This window comes from Eikenella sp. (assembly GCF_057315495.1).
Window position 1 is genome coordinate 1 of sequence record NZ_DBHKXY010000005.1, and the last position, 13,497, is coordinate 13,497.

Below are 13,497 nucleotides of genomic sequence, written 5' to 3' on the forward strand. Positions count from 1 at the left end.
TGTTACTTACTGGCAAGGTTCTCTGAAATAGCACCTTTTTTGTTACTTATGCCGATAGAAGCAAAAAGTCTAAGCTGAATAAATTCAGGTAGCCTTGCATCACACCCCAAAGGCTACCTGAAAACGCAGCTTCAACGAAGTTAAAAGAGTTTCTGCGCAGCGAAAACACAGCCACACCCTACCCTCAAAGCCACTTCGGCCACAGTTCGCGGCTTCTCGGGTTGGCAAAAAACGGCTGCAATAAGCGTTGCAACTGCGGCAAATAAGGGGCGGCAGCCGGGTCGCAGCAAATGGCGGCGCGGTAATATAGGGCGAAGATTTCGGCCTGCTGTTCCATATTGAGCCGGTTGAAGTGCGGCACGGTGTCGAGCATGGGCAGGCGGTAGGCACGATTTTTCAGGTAGCCCAAACGCAGGGCCAGCAAACTGCCTCCAAGCCACACGGGGAAGCCGTTTTGATGCTGCCAAACGTGCGTCAGCTCGTGCACCAGCCAGGCGCGTTCGATCAAGGGGCGCTTGGCGAAATCGGGGCAGAAGCGATTGGCGGGGAAGTAAACATGGCCGAAGGGGGCGATGGCAATATTGCGGGTAGGCAGCCACCACGCGCCGCCGTGCAGGCGGATGCGTTCATAACGCAGCCCGCTGCCAAACACGCTGCGGGCGAGCTTTGTTTCGGCGGGGGTGAGCGGGCGGGAACGTGGGGGCATGGGTGGTTTATCAATCCATAGGGTAAGAGGCTACCTGAAAATTGCTGGCCATATGGAAACAATAGCTTACAGTTTAACTATGCAGCAACTCGGCTTGCTTCACTTCGTTGCAGCCTCGGCCTGCTTCGCAGAAACTCAGCTTCCTACGGAAGCTTTGTTTTATAGTGGATTAACAAAAATCAGGACAAGGCGGCGAGCCGCAGACAGTACACACGTTACGGCAAGGCGAGTCAACGCTGTACTGGTTTTTGTTAATTCACTATAACTTCATTGAAGCTGTACCTTCAGGTAGCCTTAAATGGCAAAACAACGCGGCTCAATGTTTACGGCTGTAGTTTTCGATGTCCTCGCACACGGTGGCAAGGAAGTCGAGGTATTTCGGGTCTTCGCCTGCCCACATTTCCTCTTCGCCCAGCGCGTAGGCGCGGATGAGCTCGTCGGCGGCGCGCTCGAAGTTGCCCAATTCAAATTGCGCCTGACCGAGCCGCAGATGCAAAAAGGGGTTGCCGATGCCATCGGGGCAGTGCATGGCGTGGCTGAGGGTATCGCGGGCGGCTTCGTGGCTGCCGCGCAAAAATTCGGTGTCGCCCACCGCAGCCAGTATCCAAGTGGCGGCTTCCCATTCGGCTTGCGGCTCGGGCAGTAAATCCCATGCCTGCCAAAAACGTTCGATAGCTTCGGCATAGCGTTCTGCATCAGCCAGCTCGTCGCCTTGTTCGCACAGCGCGGTGATTTGCTCGTAGATATGGTCATTCAGTTCGGCCATGGCAGGCTCCTTCTTTAGAGATGCCGCGTATTATACAGGCTACCTGAAAGCCTTTATTCATTGCTTTCAGGTAGCCTCTTCCCCTTGGGCGCGTGATAATATGCGCCGTTTTATTTTGTTTACACCGCCGCCATGACCGCCCAACAACGTATCCACGATCTTACCCGCCAGCTCAACCGCTACGCCCACGAATACTACACTTTGGACGCGCCCAGCGTACCCGATGCCGAATACGACCGGCTCTACCGCGAACTGGAAGCACTGGAAGCCGAATATCCGCAGTTCAGGCTGCCCGAAAGCCCCACGCAGCGGGTGGGCGGCGCGGTGCTGGACGGCTTTGAAACCGTGGTGCACGCCGTGCCGATGTTGTCGCTGAACAACGCGTTTTCGCCGCGCGACGACGAAACGGGCGCGTTCGACCACGCCGAATTTTTGGCGTTTGACGAGCGCGTGTGCAAGGAATTGGGCGTGTCGCAGGTGGAATACGCCGCCGAACCGAAATTTGACGGGCTGGCGGTCAGCCTGTTGTATCAAAACGGGATTTTGGTGCAGGCGGCCACGCGCGGCGACGGCACCACGGGCGAAAACGTGACCGAAAACATCAAAACCGTGCGCAACATCCCGCTGAAACTGCACGGCGAAAAGCAGCCTGCACTGTTGGAAGTGCGCGGCGAAGTGCTGATGCTCAAAGCCGATTTTGCCGCGCTGAACCAACGCCAGCTCGAGGCGAACCAAAAGCCTTTCGCCAATCCGCGCAACGCCGCCGCAGGCAGCCTGCGCCAGCTCGATTCCAAAATCACCGCGCAGCGCAAACTGCATTTTTTCGCCTACGGCATCGCCCAGCTTTCGGGCGCGGAGAGGCTACCTGAAAGCCACATGGAAGAGCTCGCGCTGCTGCACGAACTCGGCTTTTCGCTGCCCGAAGGCTATTTCGGCGCGTACACCGGCGCGGCGGCCGTGTTGCGCGAATACGAACGGCTGGCCGAACACCGCCCCCGCCTGCCGTATGAAATCGACGGCATGGTGGTCAAAGTGAACTCGTTGGCCGAACAGCAACAACTCGGCTTCGTGTCGCGCGCGCCGCGTTGGGCGATTGCGCACAAATTCCCCGCCGAAGAAGCGCTCACCACCGTGGAAGCGATTGACGTGCAAGTCGGCCGCACTGGCGCAATCACCCCCGTGGCGCGGCTGGCGCCCGTATTCGTGGGCGGCGTTACCGTGACCAACGCCACGCTGCACAACCAAGACGAAGTGGCGCGCAAAGACGTGCGCGTGGGCGATACCGTGGTCGTGCGCCGCGCAGGCGACGTGATTCCCGAAGTGGTGCGCGTGCTGCCCGAACGCCGCCCGATGGTTGAAAAGCAGCCTGCACTCGGCGGCGACCTGTTTCCAGGTAGCCTCGAACCGCTGCACGAGCCGTTCAAACTGCCCGAAACCTGCCCCGTGTGCGGCAGCGCGGTCGAACGCGAAGCAGGCGAAGCCGTTGCCCGCTGCACCGGCGGCATGCTCTGCCAAGCCCAGCGCGCGCAAGGGCTTATCCACTTCGCCAGCCGCAAAGCCATGGACATCGCCGGGCTGGGCGACAAGCAAATCGAAGCCCTCGTCGCCGCCGACGTATTGCACAGTTTTGCCGATATTTATCAACTGGATATCACCCAACTGCAAACCATCAAAGACAGCAAATCCGCCGCCACCAAATGGGCGCAGAATATCTTGGACAGCATCGCCCAAAGCCGCACCCCGCCGCTCGCCCGCTTCCTGTTCGCCCTCGGCATCCGCCACGTCGGCGAAAGCACCGCCAAACAGCTGGCATCCGCATTCGGCAACCTCGACACCGTGCGCCGCGCCCCCGAACCCATACTCGCCTGCCTGCCCGACATCGGCAGCGTCGTCGCCCACGCCATCGCCCACTATTTCAGGCAGCCTGCACAGCAAAAAATGCTGGACGACCTATTGCAATACGTCGTCCCGCAAGCCGCCGCCCCATCGCCCCAAACCCGCGCCCACGCCGCCCCCGAACAATGGCTGCAACGCCTGCCCGACATTAAACTCAGCGAAAAACGCGCCGCCGAACTCTGGCAACTCGCAGGCAGCCTGCACGCCCTGCAAACCGACCAAGCCCTGCCGCAAGAATGGCAAGACTGGCGCAGGCAGCCTGCACACGCCGCCTTGCTGCAAGACATCATCACCTTCACCGAAGCGCTGTCTGAAAGCGGCGCAGACAACGTTTCAGGCAGCCTGCTCCCCGAAAACAGCCTGATCGCCGGCAAAACCTTTGTCCTAACCGGCACCCTGCCCACCCTGAAACGCGACCAAGCCGCCGCCCTCATCGAAGCCGCCGGCGGCAAAGTGAGCGGCAGCGTGTCCAAAAAAACCGATTTCGTGGTGGCGGGCGAAGCCGCAGGCAGCAAACTGGAAAAGGCGCAGGCGCTGGGCGTGGCCGTGTTGAGTGAAGAAGAGTTGCTGGGGATGCTGGGGGGAGCGGATTAGAAGGTTGGCTGAAAACCTGTTGTCTACCATTTAGCCGCCCCATTTTTCAGGTAGCCTTTCCTGCCCACACCTCCCCTATCTGCGCCATTCCTGCCCCGTTCATCGGCAATCTCAGGTAAGATGGCGTTTTTTTTCGGAGACAGCTATGCCGCAGAAAGTAATCGCAATCGACGGGCCGAGCGCATCGGGCAAAGGCACGGTGGCGCAGCGGGTGGCGGATGCCTTGGGCTGGCGTTATCTGGATTCGGGCGCACTCTACCGCATCACCGCACTCTATGCGCGCAACCGCCAAATCGCTTGGGATAACGAAGCTGCTGTGGCCGCGCTGGCGCAGGTTTTGCCGGCGGAATTTGTCGAGGGCGTGGTGCTGTTGGACGGGGAAGATGTTTCCGCCGCCATCCGCAGCGAAGAAATCGGCATGGGGGCATCACGGGTGGCGGCGCTGCCTGCTGTACGCACGGCTTTGTTGCAGCGGCAGCGCGCGTTTCTAACCGAACAGGGGCTGGTGGCCGACGGGCGCGATATGGGTTCGGTGGTCTTCCCCGATGCCGTGCTCAAAGTTTTCCTCACCGCTTCGCCGCAAGTGCGTGCCGAACGCCGCGCCAAACAAATCGGCGTACCGCTTGATGGTGCTGGTTTTGAGCGCATTTTGGCCGACATCGAAGCGCGCGACGAAGCCGACCGCAACCGAGCCGTTGCGCCGCTGCAAAAGCTGCCCGAAGCCCATCTGCTCGACACTTCGGCACTGACGATTGAAGAATCGGTAAAAAAAGTGCTTGATTGGTATCGGGAAAAATAAAGTTACTGTATAATGCCGCGTTTTCGGCGCATCCGTTCCGCTTGGGCGCGGCTGTGTTGTATAAACAATTGATTTAACTCACGCCTGCCATGCCAAGGGTGGCAGGCTTCCATCAACTCCAACCCTCCGCACTCCTTGGCCGTGCGTGGAAAAGACAAAACCTTATGGAAAATTTTGCCCAGTTACTGGAAGAATACTCAGCCGTACAAGAAATGAATCAGGGCGAGGTGATTACCGCCGAAGTGGTGGCGATTACCGACAAACACGTTATCGTGAACGCCGGCCTGAAATCCGAATCCCTGATTGATTTGAACGAATTCAAAAACGCCCAGGGCGAACTGGAAGTTAAAGTCGGCGATTTCGTTACCGTAACCATCGAATCCGTAGAAAACGGCTTCGGCGAAACCAAACTCTCCCGCGAAAAAGCCAAACGCGCTGCCGATTGGCTGGCTTTGGAAGAAGCCATGGAAAGCGGCGAGATTCTCTCCGGCGTGATCAACGGCAAGGTCAAAGGCGGCCTCACCGTGATGATCAACAGCATCCGCGCTTTCCTGCCAGGCTCTCTGGTAGACGTGCGCCCGGTGAAAGACACTTCTCACTTTGAAGGCAAAGAAGTTGAATTCAAAGTGATCAAACTGGATCGCAAACGCAACAACGTAGTGGTATCCCGTCGCGCCGTGCTGGAAGAAACCCTGGGCGAAGAGCGCCAGGCTCTGCTGGAAACCCTGCAGGAAGGCACCGTGGTGAAAGGTATCGTGAAGAACATCACCGACTACGGCGCATTCGTAGACTTGGGCGGCATCGACGGCCTGTTGCACATCACCGATTTGGCATGGCGCCGCGTGAAGCACCCCAGCGAAGTGCTGGAAGTGGGCCAGGAAGTAGAAGCCAAAGTATTGAAATTCGACCAAGACCGCAGCCGCGTATCTTTGGGTATGAAACAGCTGGGCGAAGACCCCTGGAGCGGCCTCGCTCGCCGTTACCCCGCCCGCACCCGCCTGTTCGGCAAGGTAACCAACCTGACCGACTACGGTGCATTCGTTGAAATCGAACAGGGCATCGAAGGTTTGGTACACGTTTCCGAAATGGACTGGACCAACAAAAACGTTCACCCGAGCAAAGTGGTTCAGCTGGGCGACGAAGTAGAAGTGATGATTCTGGACATCGACGAAGACCGCCGCCGCATCAGCCTGGGCATGAAACAATGCCAAGCCAATCCGTGGGAAGAATTTGCCGCCAACTTCAACAAAGGCGACAAACTCACCGGCGCGGTTAAATCCATCACCGATTTCGGTATTTTCGTGGGTCTGCCCGGCAACATCGACGGCCTGGTACACCTCTCCGACCTCTCTTGGAGCGAAAGCGGCGAAGAAGCCGTACGCAAATACAAAAAAGGCGAAGATGTGGAAGCCGTTGTATTGTCTATCGATGTAGAGAAAGAACGCATCAGCTTGGGCATCAAACAGCTCGAAGGCGACCCCTTCGGCAGCTACATCAGCATCAACGACAAAGGCGCCTTGGTGAAAGGCACCGTGAAATCTGTTGAAGCCAAAGGCGCCGAAGTGCAGCTGGCCGACGAAGTGGTGGCCTACCTGCCTGCTTCCGAGTTCGACAGCGAGCGCGTGGAAGACTTGACCACCAAGCTCAAAGAAGGCGACGAAGTGGAAGCCGTCATCGTTACCGTAGACCGCAAAAACCGCAATATTAAGCTGTCGGTAAAAGCCCGCACTGCCAAAGAAAACCGCGAAGCGCTCAACACCGTGAACGCAGCGGCCAGCCACGCCGGCACCACCAGCCTGGGCGACTTGCTCAAGGCCAAGCTGGGCGGCGAAAACGAATAAGGATAGCGCAAAATGACCAAATCAGAGTTGATGGCCCATCTGGCCGAGAAGTACCTGGCTCAAGGGCATTCCCGCCTGGCTGTTAAGGATGTGGAGCAAAGCGTGAAGGTTTTGGTGGATGCCATGACCCGTGCGCTGGCTCGTGGTCAGCGTATCGAGATTCGCGGGTTCGGCAGTTTCGACCTGAACCATCGTCCGGCTCGCATCGGCCGCAATCCGAAAACAGGCGAAAAAGTGAACGTGCCCGAGAAATACGTGCCGCACTTCAAAGCCGGCAAGGAATTGCGCGAACGCGTAGACCAAGCCGCCAAGTAAGATTGGCATTCAGCTGAATAAAAGGCTACCTGAAATTTTCAGGTAGCCTTTTTGTTGTTGGGACAATCCAGATAGCGTTATGCAATAAAGGCTACCTGAAAGCTTCCGCTGCAACAAAATTCAAGCCAAATAACAGGCAGCTTGTACTTCTCGCACATCAGCTGCAATTTAACGATAAGTTAGAACCACCTACTCCCAGTAACAAGTCGGCAAAAGGCTACCTGAAAATTTTAGCTTCGCAGCAACTCGCATTGCCCGTTTCAACTGTGTTGAAGCTTATGCTTTCAGGTAGCCTTTTACCAACCGCATTACCAACGGCTGACCAACTCGCTCAAGTCCGTATTTTTCGGGCCGTCGACCTCTTTCTGCGCCGTGCCGATCATCAGCAGGCCGATGATTTTGTCGTGTTCGCCACAGCCGAAGGCTTCGCGCAGCGCGGCGGTGTTGACCCACAGCCCGGTAATCCACACATTGTCGAAACCTTGCGCCTTGGCCGCCAGTTGGGCGGCATAGGCGGCGCAGCCGGCGCTAAGCATTTGCTCCCACTCCAGCTTCGGCTTGAGGCAATCCAGCTTGGGTTTGGACACCACGCCGATCACCATCGGCGCCATCTGCCCCACCACTTCAGCCTTGCGCGCCGCTTCGCCTCCGATTTCTTCGGCACACTGCTTCAAAATTTGGCGGAAGACCTGCCGCCCCTCCTCGCTTTGCACCACCACAAAATGCCACGGCGTGAGATTGCCGTGGTCAGGCACTTGCGTGGCGGCCTGCAAAATAATTTCCAGCTGGGCATCGTTGGGTGCAGGCTCGGTGAGCTGGCGCACAGAGCGGCGGGTGGTGAGCAAATCCAGGGCATTCATGGGCTTAATCCTTAAAGTGTGCGTTAAAACGAAACGCCGTGCTTATACCACACATTAAGGCTACCTGAAACCCAAAAAGGCTAGCTGAAACACTTGCCCCAACAAACCCTAAGCCGAACGCTTTCCCAATACCTATCCGGTTTAACGCTATAATGCCAGCCGATTTCATCCCCTTAGGAGCCGCCATGAGCGCCAATTATCTTTTCACCCTACCCGACCAAAACGGCAACGATTTCGCCGCCGCCGACCACCTGCCGCTGGTGCTGTATTTCTACCCCAAAGACAGCACGCCCGGCTGCACCACCGAAGCGCAGGAATTCAGCGCGCTTTTGCCCGAATTTCAGGCGCTCGGTTTTCAGGTAGCCGGCATATCGCGCGACAGCGTGGCCAGCCATCAGAAATTCGTGTGCAAATACGCGCTGGAAGTGCCGCTCTTGTCGGATAAGGATGAAACCGTGTGCCGCCTGTTCGATGTCATCAAAGAAAAAAATATGTATGGCAAAAAAGTGTTCGGCATCGAACGCAGCACCTTCGTTTTGGATGCACAAGGCCACATCACGCGCGAATGGCGCAAAGTGAAAGCCGCCGGCCACGCCCAAGCCGTGCTCGACGCGCTGCGCGAAACGGCCTAGCGGAACACCGCCATGCAATACTGTTACCAAGCCCCCTTAGGCACGCTGCTGTGCCGCCTGCACAACGGCCTGCCCGCCGAAATCCTGCTGCAGCACAGCGCCGCGCCCTTCCTGCCCGCACTGCCCAACGACACCCCGCTGGCACAATGGCTGGACAGCTATTTTTCAGGTAGCCCTGCCCCGCTGCCGCCGTTTATGCCGCCCGCAGGCACGGCGTTTCAGCAGGCCGTGTGGGCGCAGATTGCGCAGATTCCGTTCGGCGAAACCCGCAGCTACCAATGGATTGCCAAACGCATCGGCAGCCACCCGCGCCCCGTGGGCGGCGCCTGCGGCAAAAACCCGCTGCCGCTATTGATTCCCTGCCACCGCGTGCTCTCGGCCAACGGGCTGGGCGGCTTCAGCATGGGCGGAGGTACCGAACGCAGCCTGGCGGTGAAACGCTGGCTGCTTGCGCACGAAGGAGTGGCATTGTGAACCCGGCCGAGCCGCTGCCTGCCGCCTGGCAAGAGCCCATCGAGCAAACGCTGGACGAGCTCTTCCTCACCCGCCGCCTCGCCGCCAACACTCTGGCCGGCTACCGGCGCGACTTGGAAAAAGTCGCCCGCCGCCTGCACGTACAAAGTTTGGATTGGCAGCAGGCCGATGCCGATGCCTTGGCCGATGCCGTGTATGCCCCGGATGAAAAACCCGCTTCCCAAGCGCGCGCCCTCTCCGCCGTCAAACAGCTCTACGGCTTTTTGCAGCTGCAAAACCGCCGTAGCGACAACCCCGCGCAACACCTGCGTCCGCCGCGCCAAGGCCGCGCCCTGCCGCCGCTGATCGGCGAAGCGCAAATCGACACGCTTCTGGCCGCGCCCGACACGGAAACCGTCTTCGGCCTGCGCGACAAAGCCGTGCTGGAAACACTGTATGCCACCGGACTGCGCGTGTCCGAAGCCGCCCAAATGCAGCTGCAAGATTTAGACTTGCAGCGCGGCGTGGTTACCGTAATCGGCAAGGGCAACAAGCAGCGCATCGTGCCGCTGGGTGCCGAAGCCGTGTATTGGCTGGAACGCTACCTGAAAACCGCGCGCGGAGAATTGCTCAAACACGCCCCGTGCGATTTCGTATTCGTGGGGCAAAAACGCAGCGGCATCAGCCGCCAATTGGTGTGGCAGATGGTGAAACGCTACGCCGCAGAAGCCGGCATCAGCGAGCTCAGCCCGCACGGCCTGCGCCACGCCTTCGCCACCCATCTGGTGAACCACGGCGCCGACCTGCGCAGCGTGCAGATGATGCTTGGCCACGCCAGCCTGAACACCACGCAAATCTACACCCACGTGGCCAACGAGCGGCTCAAACGGCTGGTGGCGCAGCACCATCCGCGTGGGTAGGTAAGATATCGCGGATTCAAATGAAAATAGGCAAGGCAGCAGGCTACCTGAAAGCTTTCAGGTAGCCTGCCGTGCCGTTTTGTGGGAAAATCCGTACGTTTAAAATTATTCAAATTGGGCGAAAATATTATGTTGGACAGAGAAGGTTATCGCCCCAATGTCGGCATCATCATCACCAACCAGCGCAACGAAGTGTTCTGGGGCAAACGCGTGCAGGAGCATTCCTGGCAGTTTCCGCAGGGCGGCATCAAGCCCGGCGAAAGTCCCGAGGCCGCCATGTATCGCGAGCTGGCCGAAGAAGTCGGCCTTTTGCCGCACCACGTGAAAATCCTCGGCCGCACCCGCGACTGGCTGCGCTACGACGTGCCCGGCAACTGGGTGCGCCGCCAATGGCGCGGCGCGTATCGCGGGCAGAAACAGATTTGGTATTTGCTGCGGCTCACCGGCCGCGAAAGCGATGTGCACCTGCGCGCCAGCAGCCAGCCGGAATTCGACGCCTGGCGCTGGCACGACTATTGGGCGCCCATCGACGAAGTAATTGAATTTAAAAAAGACGTGTACACCAATGCCCTGCGGGAGCTTTCGCGCTTCCTGCACAATCTGGAAACCCTGGAGCAGTTCAACCGGCGCCACGCCGCCCTGCCCGAAGAGCACACCCACCGATGAGCGACATCCTCACCCGCATCCTCGCCACCAAACAGCAAGAAGTGGCCGCCGCACAAGCCGCCCTGCCCTTGGCCGAACTGCGCGCCCGGGCCGCCGATATGCCGCCGCCGCGCGGCTTCGTGCAAGCCATGCGTGCCCAACACAGCCAAGGCCGCGCCGCGCTGATTGCCGAAATCAAAAAAGCTAGCCCCAGCAAGGGGCTGATCCGGCCGGACTTCCATCCCGAGCAGCTGGCGCGCGCCTACGAAACCGCCAGCGCCGCCTGCCTGTCCGTGCTCACCGACGAACCCTACTTCCAAGGCTCGGCAGGCTACCTGAAAACCGCCCGTGCCGCCGTGGCGCTGCCAGTCTTGCGCAAAGACTTTATGGTGAGCGCCTATCAAATCCACCAATCCCGCGCCATGGGCGCCGACGCCGTGCTGCTGATTGCCGCCGCGCTCAGCCAAACCCAGCTGGAAGAATTCGAAGGCATCGCCCACGAATCGGGCATGGCCGTGCTGCTGGAGCTGCACCACGCCGACGAGCTGGAAAAATGCCGCCGCCTCACCACCCCGCTGCGCGGCGTGAACAACCGCAACCTGCGCACCTTTGAAGTGAGCCTGCAGCAAACCCTGGATTTGCTGCCCGAAATCACCGGCGAAGGCCGCATCGTGATTACCGAAAGCGGCATCCGCAGCCGCGAAGACGTGCAATTCATGCGCAGCCACGGCGTACACAGCTTCCTAATCGGCGAAACCTTCATGCGTGCCGACGATGTAGGCGCGGAAGTGCAAAAACTGTTTGCTTGAGCTTTCAGGTAGCCTGCCATGATGGTGAGGCTACCTGAAAACACTATCCCAATATTTCGTTTGTCTATTTTTCTCACGCAAGGAGTAGGCATGAAACGTTTAGTGATGATATTGGTCCTGCTGCCCCTGGCTGCGGCTGCCCAGCCCACCGCCCGGCAATGCCGGCAGATTAACCGCGACAGTATCGAAGTTATGACTTATCTGTTTGCTTGTACCGACAACGACACTTTCGCGCTCCCCCAAGCCGCCGAGCAGCAAGCCGACAAGCTGATGCAGTTAAGCAAACCCTGCTTCAACCGCGACCAAGAAGCATGGTGGCGGCAAAACGGCGCACAGGTGGAAGCCGAGCGCAACCGTTACGACACCGGCACCGATGCAGACACAGCGGCAGTATGCCGGCAGCGCCGCTCACACATCCAGCGCATCTTGCGGCGCTACCGTTAAACCGACCAACCTTGCCGCGTTTAACCCCCATATTTCAGGTAGCCTGAACTTACTGCCAAAGCGGGCAGAGGCTACCTGAAACCAGAAATCCTATCCAAATCCACACAGAGATACCGATATGACCAGCCCCGACAAAATCCTCATCCTCGACTTTGGTTCGCAAGTCACCCAGCTTATCGCCCGCCGCGTGCGCGAAGCCCATGTGTATTGCGAGCTGCACCCCTACGACATGCCGCTGGCCGACATCAAAGCCTTCAACCCGAAAGGCATCATCCTTTCCGGCGGCCCTAATTCCGTGTACGACAGCGAATACCAGGCCGACACGGGGCTGTTCGATTTGGGCGTGCCCGTGCTCGGCATCTGCTACGGCATGCAGTTTATGGCGCACCACTTGGGCGGCGAAGTGCAGGCCGGCAACCAGCGCGAATTCGGTTACGCGCAAGTGCAAACGCAAGACAGCGCGCTCACCAGCGGCATTCAAGACGGCGCATCGAACACCTTGGACGTGTGGATGAGCCACGGCGACAAAGTGTGCAGGCTGCCTGAAAACTTCCGCACTATCGGCAGCACGCCCTCCTGCCCCATCGCCATGATGGAAAACGCAGAACGCCGCTTCTACGGCATCCAATTCCACCCCGAAGTGACCCACACCAAACAAGGCCGCGCCCTCATCAACCGCTTCGTGCTCGACATCTGCGGCGCACAGCCCAGCTGGACCATGCCGAACTACATCGACGAAGCCGTGGCTAAAATCCGCGAACAAGTCGGCAGCGACGAAGTGATTTTGGGCTTGTCCGGCGGCGTGGATTCCTCCGTGGCCGCCGCGCTGATCCACCGCGCCATCGGCGACCAGCTCACCTGCGTCTTCGTCGACCACGGCCTGCTGCGCCTGAACGAAGCCGAAAACGTGATGAAAATGTTTGCCAACAACTTGGGCGTGCGCGTGATTCATGTGGACGCCAGCGAACAGTTTATGGCGAAACTCGCCGGCGTTACCGACCCCGAGCAAAAACGCAAAATTATCGGCGCAGAATTCATTGAAGTATTTGACGCCGAAGAGAAAAAACTCACCAACGCCAAATGGCTGGCGCAAGGCACGATTTACCCCGACGTAATCGAATCCGCCGGCGCGAAAACCAAAAAAGCCCACGCCATCAAATCGCACCACAACGTGGGCGGGCTACCTGAAAACATGAAGCTGAAGCTGCTCGAACCGCTGCGCGATTTGTTCAAAGACGAAGTGCGCGAACTGGGCGTAGCGCTCGGCCTGCCGCGCGAAATGGTGTACCGCCACCCCTTCCCCGGCCCCGGCTTGGGCGTGCGGATTCTGGGCGAAGTGAAGCGCGAATACGCCGACCTGCTGCGCCAGGCAGACGACATTTTCATTCAGGAACTGCGCAACCACAAAGACGAAAACGGCACCTCTTGGTACGACCTCACCAGCCAAGCATTTGCCGTGTTCCTGCCCGTGAAATCCGTGGGCGTGATGGGCGATGGCCGCACTTATGACTACGTGGTCGCCCTGCGCGCCGTCATCACCAGCGACTTCATGACCGCGCACTGGGCCGAGCTGCCCTACTCGCTCTTGGGCAAAGTGTCCAACCGCATTATCAACGAAATCAAAGGCATCAACCGCGTGGTGTACGACGTGAGCGGCAAACCGCCCGCCACGATTGAGTGGGAATAACCTTGGTTTCAACATCGGAAAGCCCTGCCAGATAATGGCAGGGTTTTGTTTTGCCTGTACTTGAGGCTACCTGAAAAATCCGGCATAAGTAACAAAAAAGGTGCTATTTCAGAGAACCTTGCCAGTAAGT

The 13,497-nt window shown here is 58.7% G+C and carries 14 protein-coding genes; 11 read left to right on the top strand and 3 right to left on the bottom strand.

Going from position 1 to position 13,497, the window contains the following annotated elements; all coding sequences use genetic code 11:
- Nucleotides 1-184 precede the first annotated feature (184 nt).
- Both ACO6EE_RS00430 and ACO6EE_RS00435 read right to left on the bottom strand, forming a co-directional pair.
- The gene (locus tag ACO6EE_RS00430; protein WP_485958572.1) at nt 185-706 is read right to left on the bottom strand and encodes a type IV secretion protein Rhs; all 522 of its coding nucleotides are present in this window, start codon (nt 704-706) and stop codon (nt 185-187) included.
- Nucleotides 707-1,022: 316 nt separating this feature from the next.
- Nucleotides 1,023-1,472, bottom strand: coding sequence for a tetratricopeptide repeat protein (locus ACO6EE_RS00435; RefSeq protein ID WP_485958573.1), 450 nt, complete (start codon nt 1,470-1,472; stop codon nt 1,023-1,025).
- Nucleotides 1,473-1,604: 132 nt separating this feature from the next.
- Here ACO6EE_RS00435 and ligA point away from each other — a divergent pair, with 132 nt between their 5' ends.
- The 4 genes from ligA to ACO6EE_RS00455 all read left to right on the top strand — a co-directional run bounded on the left by ligA (nt 1,605) and on the right by ACO6EE_RS00455 (nt 6,917).
- Complete coding sequence (gene ligA / locus ACO6EE_RS00440; RefSeq protein ID WP_485958574.1) at nt 1,605-3,962, top strand: NAD-dependent DNA ligase LigA; 2,358 nt, start codon at nt 1,605-1,607, stop codon at nt 3,960-3,962.
- A gap of 145 nt (nt 3,963-4,107) precedes the next feature.
- Nucleotides 4,108-4,761 (top strand): (d)CMP kinase, encoded by a 654-nt coding sequence (gene cmk, locus ACO6EE_RS00445; RefSeq protein ID WP_485958575.1) that lies wholly within the window; start codon nt 4,108-4,110, stop codon nt 4,759-4,761.
- A 164-nt stretch (nt 4,762-4,925) separates the two neighbouring features.
- Entirely contained in the window at nt 4,926-6,602 is a 1,677-nt protein-coding gene (gene rpsA / locus ACO6EE_RS00450) for a 30S ribosomal protein S1 (protein ID WP_023887868.1), read from the top strand.
- Between the two features lie 12 nt (nt 6,603-6,614).
- On the top strand, nt 6,615-6,917 hold the full coding sequence (locus tag ACO6EE_RS00455) for an integration host factor subunit beta (RefSeq protein ID WP_003824966.1): 303 nt from the start codon (nt 6,615-6,617) through the stop codon (nt 6,915-6,917).
- 308 nt (nt 6,918-7,225) lie between these two features.
- On the opposite strand, the gene ACO6EE_RS00460 is transcribed toward ACO6EE_RS00455, so the two are convergent.
- Nucleotides 7,226-7,777, bottom strand: a complete 552-nt coding sequence (locus ACO6EE_RS00460) for a nitroreductase family protein (protein WP_485958576.1) — start codon at nt 7,775-7,777, stop codon at nt 7,226-7,228.
- Between the two features lie 185 nt (nt 7,778-7,962).
- Between ACO6EE_RS00460 and ACO6EE_RS00465 the strand changes: the two genes are divergently transcribed.
- The 7 genes from ACO6EE_RS00465 to guaA all read left to right on the top strand — a co-directional run bounded on the left by ACO6EE_RS00465 (nt 7,963) and on the right by guaA (nt 13,367).
- Nucleotides 7,963-8,409 carry a peroxiredoxin gene (locus ACO6EE_RS00465; protein ID WP_485958577.1) on the top strand — a complete coding sequence of 149 codons (447 nt, stop codon included), beginning with the start codon at nt 7,963-7,965 and terminating at the stop codon, nt 8,407-8,409.
- Between the two features lie 12 nt (nt 8,410-8,421).
- Nucleotides 8,422-8,883, top strand: coding sequence for a methylated-DNA--[protein]-cysteine S-methyltransferase (locus ACO6EE_RS00470; protein ID WP_485958578.1), 462 nt, complete (start codon nt 8,422-8,424; stop codon nt 8,881-8,883).
- A complete protein-coding gene (gene xerD / locus ACO6EE_RS00475; RefSeq protein ID WP_485958581.1) occupies nt 8,877-9,782 on the top strand; it encodes a site-specific tyrosine recombinase XerD in 906 nt (301 codons plus the stop codon). The genes ACO6EE_RS00470 and xerD overlap by 7 nt, the downstream gene beginning before the upstream one ends.
- 129 nt (nt 9,783-9,911) lie before the next feature.
- Nucleotides 9,912-10,448, top strand: a complete 537-nt coding sequence (locus ACO6EE_RS00480) for an RNA pyrophosphohydrolase (protein WP_003824957.1) — start codon at nt 9,912-9,914, stop codon at nt 10,446-10,448.
- Entirely contained in the window at nt 10,445-11,236 is a 792-nt protein-coding gene (trpC, locus tag ACO6EE_RS00485; protein WP_485958579.1) for an indole-3-glycerol phosphate synthase TrpC, read from the top strand. The genes ACO6EE_RS00480 and trpC overlap by 4 nt, the downstream gene beginning before the upstream one ends.
- Before the next feature lie 90 nt (nt 11,237-11,326).
- Nucleotides 11,327-11,680, top strand: coding sequence for a hypothetical protein (locus ACO6EE_RS00490; RefSeq protein WP_070631812.1), 354 nt, complete (start codon nt 11,327-11,329; stop codon nt 11,678-11,680).
- Between the two features lie 118 nt (nt 11,681-11,798).
- Nucleotides 11,799-13,367: a glutamine-hydrolyzing GMP synthase gene (guaA, locus tag ACO6EE_RS00495; RefSeq protein ID WP_485958580.1), complete on the top strand. Its 1,569-nt coding sequence runs from the start codon at nt 11,799-11,801 to the stop codon at nt 13,365-13,367.
- Nucleotides 13,368-13,497: the final 130 nt, after the last annotated feature.

Excerpts from the sequence above, each read along its gene's own strand:
- ACO6EE_RS00430 (WP_485958572.1), bottom strand. The coding sequence starts at position 706 with ATGCCCCCACGTTCCCGCCCGCTCACCCCCGCCGAAACAAAGCTCGCC.
- ACO6EE_RS00435 (WP_485958573.1), bottom strand. The coding sequence starts at position 1,472 with ATGGCCGAACTGAATGACCATATCTACGAGCAAATCACCGCGCTGTGC.
- ligA (WP_485958574.1), top strand. The coding sequence starts at position 1,605 with ATGACCGCCCAACAACGTATCCACGATCTTACCCGCCAGCTCAACCGC.
- cmk (WP_485958575.1), top strand. The coding sequence starts at position 4,108 with ATGCCGCAGAAAGTAATCGCAATCGACGGGCCGAGCGCATCGGGCAAA.
- rpsA (WP_023887868.1), top strand. The coding sequence starts at position 4,926 with ATGGAAAATTTTGCCCAGTTACTGGAAGAATACTCAGCCGTACAAGAA.
- ACO6EE_RS00455 (WP_003824966.1), top strand. The coding sequence starts at position 6,615 with ATGACCAAATCAGAGTTGATGGCCCATCTGGCCGAGAAGTACCTGGCT.
- ACO6EE_RS00460 (WP_485958576.1), bottom strand. The coding sequence starts at position 7,777 with ATGAATGCCCTGGATTTGCTCACCACCCGCCGCTCTGTGCGCCAGCTC.
- ACO6EE_RS00465 (WP_485958577.1), top strand. The coding sequence starts at position 7,963 with ATGAGCGCCAATTATCTTTTCACCCTACCCGACCAAAACGGCAACGAT.
- ACO6EE_RS00470 (WP_485958578.1), top strand. The coding sequence starts at position 8,422 with ATGCAATACTGTTACCAAGCCCCCTTAGGCACGCTGCTGTGCCGCCTG.
- ACO6EE_RS00480 (WP_003824957.1), top strand. The coding sequence starts at position 9,912 with ATGTTGGACAGAGAAGGTTATCGCCCCAATGTCGGCATCATCATCACC.
- trpC (WP_485958579.1), top strand. The coding sequence starts at position 10,445 with ATGAGCGACATCCTCACCCGCATCCTCGCCACCAAACAGCAAGAAGTG.
- ACO6EE_RS00490 (WP_070631812.1), top strand. The coding sequence starts at position 11,327 with ATGAAACGTTTAGTGATGATATTGGTCCTGCTGCCCCTGGCTGCGGCT.
- guaA (WP_485958580.1), top strand. The coding sequence starts at position 11,799 with ATGACCAGCCCCGACAAAATCCTCATCCTCGACTTTGGTTCGCAAGTC.